The sequence below is a fragment of the Caldivirga sp. UBA161 genome, from assembly GCF_002506515.1.
Taxonomy (GTDB): domain Archaea; phylum Thermoproteota; class Thermoprotei; order Thermoproteales; family Thermocladiaceae; genus Caldivirga.
In genome coordinates this window covers 3,079-6,613 of record NZ_DAXS01000045.1, presented here as the reverse complement: position 1 = coordinate 6,613, position 3,535 = coordinate 3,079, and the positions used below count along the sequence as shown (strand labels likewise).

The following is a 3,535-nucleotide window of genomic DNA, read 5'->3' as shown; positions in this document are numbered from 1 at the left end:
GTAAATAAGATTGGGTACTGCCTCTCAGCAACCTCAATGGGTGTATTAAGCGTATTGGTCATATTAACGTGAACACCTGAAACACCAGGCTTACCAGGCCTACCACCAGTACCACCACCAATGGTCTCGTAATAGGCCCAGTAGCCTCCATTGGGTAATGAACCACCCATCATTAGATTCATCATTGTCCCCGAGCCAGCCGCGGGGACTAATTGCGGTAGGGCGTTGGCTAAGGCCCTAAACACCACGTCGGTTATCCTCTGGCTGGTTTCAACATTACCCCCACCCACTGGGGCTGGCTTCAATGGGTTAACCAGAGTACCCTCAGGTGCATTGACGCTGATTACACTGTAGAAGCCCTCATTAGTTGGTACATCACCCTTAATCAGTGACCTAACTACGAAGGAAACAGCCGAGAAGGTTACACCCATTACAGCATTCACCGGCGCCTCCACTTGACTATGGGTTCCAGTGAAGTCGGCGTTAATTAAGCCATCCCTAACAGTTACTTTAACCCTTATTGGAAGTAAGCCATCATTGAGCTCAATGTAATCCACAGCCTCATAGGAGCCGTTAGGCCACCTTGAGGTTTCAAGCAGTGTTAGCCTCCTACCATACTCGATTCCACTACGCCAAGCCTCAATAACATTATCAACACCATACTTACCCACCAACTCCCTAACCCTTAATGCACCAACCCTATTAGCCGATAATTGGGCGGTTAAGTCACCTATGGCCGTTTCAGGGGTTTTGAAATTACTTAATATTATGTTAATTAAGTCGCGGTTTAATTCACCACCCTTAGTTACCTTAATTGGCGGTATCACTAACCCCTCCTCATATATAGTCTTGGCGCTGGGATTAATACTGCCTGGTGCAGGCCCACCGACGTCAACGTGGTGGGCTTTATTAACTACATAGGCTATGAGCCTATTATTAACGTAAACGGGCTCCATGACCATTACGTCATTTAGATGAGTGCCTGATAAGTATGGATCATTGAGTAGTATTGAGTCGCCTGGCTTAAGCTCAACACCCTCCCCACTAAGCCAATTAAGGGTGTTCCTAACCCCAATCCTGAAGGAACCTAGGTGAACTGGAATATGCTCCGCCTGGGCTATAACATTACCATTAGGGTCAATTAAGGCGCAGCTATGATCCATCCTCTCACGAATATTGGGTGAGAAGGCTGACCTACGTAGGGCAACACCCATCTCCTCAGTAATGAATACTGACGCCCTGAATATTAACTCCCACGAAGCCACCTAAAGTAATTAATACAGCCCCATATAAGTATTCCATTTCCCTTAAACCTTAAGCCTATTGGATAGGATCATGGCTATTTTAGGTACTTCCCATGCGGTATAATTAAGTGAAGGCGTAAACCAGCTTAGGCGCAGTATGCCTTAATGACTGGGGGTGATTATACCAGGCACAATAGTGGAGGAGCTGAGGAAGAGGGGCTTAACCCGGAGGATGTGATGCTCAATGTATTGACTAAGGCCATGAATCGGGAACCCAATTGCATTGGGCCCGCACTGAGGGTTAACCCCCTCACGGAATTAAAATCATCGAAAAGTAATTGGAAAGCACTGCGAAGGGGAGGGGCGCTAAATTACCACTTTTCACTAAGCTTTTCAGGTATTAGTAGCTTCTGCCTTTCAATGACGTGGGCCCTGGCATCACTAATCATTGAATTAATAAGCTGTAGATTAGCCCTAGCCTTCGCCGACTCAAGTATTGCCTTCGCTAAATCAACAAGCTTCAAGTCGTATTCAACTAGCTTCTCCAAGTTTTCTGGGAATACCTTAAACCTATCATGCATACCTGCATCACCAGTCGGTGCCCCCCAGACTTCAGCTATTAGGCTCCTTAGATTACTCAATACAGCCTCATACTGCTGTATTAGTGGGTCAAATGGATTACCACGGGCCACCTCCTCCTCAGCCCTCTCAATGAGGCCCCTAGCCTCCTCAAGCATTGATGCCGCAGCCTTCCTAACAAGGAAATCATCCTGCCTAATCAAGTCCTTAACCTTATAACCCCTAAAGCCAGGCACCATTAATTGAAGCCTCTCCAATGGCGTTAAAGGTGATTCAGATATTGGTGTATCTCGTTCACCACCCTGATTACTCATATTCACTTCACCAGCCTAGTGAATTTAAGGCTTACTCAATTTAACACCAAGGTAACCGCCCAGTAGCCCAGCAATAATGTTAATCACTATGAATAATCCAGCCTTAGTCCTAAATGGCCCACTATAGGAGTCCACTGTTATCGTTAAGACGGCTTCAGCAATTATAGTGTATACAGCTACTCTTAACGTTGGTGCAAACAACTGCCTATTATAGCTCATTAAGCTCTCTGACTTATATGGCTTAACGAAGATTATTAGGAGCCCGTAGAGGGCTAGTATTAAGAGTAGGTTAACCCAAAGCCCCCTATATATTGCCCAGAGTGGGCTGAGGATTATGGGTACTGGGTAGAATACGTTGGCTAGGAGTTCTAGGAGAATTGTTAATATTGATACCACGAATGAGTAGCCAATTCCAGCAATGGCCCCGTATCTAATATCCCTAGTACTCATAACCCCTACTCTTCCTCCCCCCTCTCCCTAGGCTTCTCACTTGGCTTAATGCCTGGTGTAATCTGCTGAATCTGAGGTAGTACGCCAGCCCCACCAATAACCAGGTTTATTGGGTAGTAGGGTACGCCAAGCATCATGTTTGTTGCAGCTGGGTCTGAGCGTTGAGCCATTACTTCAGCTAACCTAGCCCTAATAGCGGTGGTTGGATCTAGGCCTATTGCAGTGAACTGTATTATCCTCCTCATGGTTTCATCCTCAGGCTCAAGCCTAACAATCCTACAGGTGAGTAGGTTAACACCCATTTCATCCATGACTGACCTAAGGGATGCCGTTACGGCGTCTGTTACCTTATGTAGATTAGCGTAAATCTCACTTAGCGAAGTCATGTTAAGTACCTGGGAGACTGACTGATCAACTATGGGTGATAGGAATACTGCGAAATCATTAACAGTGTACTTGAGTTCACTGAATTGAATTGAGTTAATGAACTTAACTGGGTCAGATATTGCGAAGTAGTAGGCTACCTGGTACCTCATTGGTACAAGCTCCTTAGTTTGAGTTGCACCCTCACTCCTAGCCTCATGGCGTGCGGTGCTAACGTAAAGCACCTCCACCTCCCACGGTAAATTACCTGAGTATTGAAGCCTAGCGAAGAATTGCGAAACTGGGTTAGCGGGGGTTTGTAAGTCATGGGCACCTGGATCAAATACACCAGTTATTTGACCCTGGAACCTAACCACAGCCTTCTGGTTTGAATAAACTATTAGCCTCGACCTAGTCCTAACATCAACCGAATGATACTTAACGATTAGGTCATTGGGGCCCATTTCATCTATACCCTTTTCATTAACTGTTGATATTACCTGTGCTCTTATAGACATAATGTAAGGTAACTGAGGCTTACTTATAAATATTATTCAAACTCAGCCCATTGAATTTATTAATTGC

Annotated in this window: 4 protein-coding genes; all 4 read right to left on the bottom strand. The window is 45.5% G+C overall.

From position 1 onward, the window contains the following. A partial coding sequence (locus BP896_RS05180) for a hydantoinase B/oxoprolinase family protein (protein WP_291766451.1) occupies positions 1 to 1,265 on the bottom strand: 1,265 nt, incomplete at its 3' end. A gap of 350 nt (positions 1,266 to 1,615) precedes the next feature. After that, positions 1,616 to 2,137, bottom strand: coding sequence for a hypothetical protein (locus BP896_RS05175; protein ID WP_291766441.1), 522 nt, complete (start codon positions 2,135 to 2,137; stop codon positions 1,616 to 1,618). Positions 2,138 to 2,161: 24 nt separating this feature from the next. Beyond that, on the bottom strand, positions 2,162 to 2,587 hold the full coding sequence (locus BP896_RS05170; protein ID WP_291766439.1) for a hypothetical protein: 426 nt from the start codon (positions 2,585 to 2,587) through the stop codon (positions 2,162 to 2,164). Positions 2,588 to 2,592: 5 nt separating this feature from the next. Continuing rightward, entirely contained in the window at positions 2,593 to 3,468 is an 876-nt protein-coding gene (locus BP896_RS05165) for an SPFH domain-containing protein (RefSeq protein ID WP_291766437.1), read from the bottom strand. Between the last annotated feature and the right edge of the window lie 67 nt (positions 3,469 to 3,535).